The 658-nt window shown below is 50.0% G+C and carries 1 protein-coding gene and 1 pseudogene; one reads left to right on the top strand and one right to left on the bottom strand.

Translation table 11 applies throughout. From position 1 onward, the window contains the following. A pseudogene (locus R7Q09_RS26160) lies at window positions 1–319 on the top strand (hypothetical protein); the annotation flags it as partial. Here R7Q09_RS26160 and R7Q09_RS26155 read toward each other — a convergent pair. Continuing rightward, on the bottom strand, window positions 266–658 hold a 393-nt coding region (locus R7Q09_RS26155), incomplete at its 5' end, for a hypothetical protein (RefSeq protein WP_318143945.1). The pseudogene R7Q09_RS26160 and the gene R7Q09_RS26155 sit on opposite strands and share 54 nt — an antisense overlap.

Raw genomic sequence — 658 nt, 5'->3', positions numbered from 1 at the left:
ACAGACCAAGGACATCGTGACACCGCATTTCTGGGTTGTCCTGGATGATGGGTGGCTGGTGGATCTGAGGCTACGCATGTGGCTGGGCGATCACGACAACATTCCTCACGGGGTATTCCATCCCGATAACGAGCCAGGACTTTTCTACAAGGGAGACCCGGTTCAAAACCATAAAGGGATGAGACTGGGCAAAGCCGTCCTGGACATCATGACCGACGGAAAACTTTCACATGTGAAAGTTCAAAGCGGCCAATGGCCGCTTGTTTCACACTGTTCTATTGTAACGGAGTTCTCGATAAGCATCCCATGCTTGCTCTGATGAGACACCTCGACGACCAACATCTGTGGCGCACTCAAGGTCCATCTTGTACTGCTTAACCTTCTGGTCTGCTGTATCGCCCCAGCTCATGGCTGATGGGTACTTGGAAACACTAAACACATTTTCAAGTTCAGCCTGATAGTCGTCGTTTTGTAACAGAGGTTCGGTTTCACCATCATCCCAGCGAATGTAAGCCTTACCCTGGAGAGCCTTCAAATGCAAAGGCACCAGTAAGGTGGAAATCACTTCGTCAGCCCTGATGTCTTTGTAAGCACACCAGTGAGGTTTAACGGTGATCACACCATTTACCAAAACGATGTCACACGCCAGTGTCGCTTC

It is taken from the genome of Vibrio sp. 2130-1 (assembly GCF_033339515.1).
This window is presented reverse-complemented; position numbering and strand designations above follow the sequence as displayed.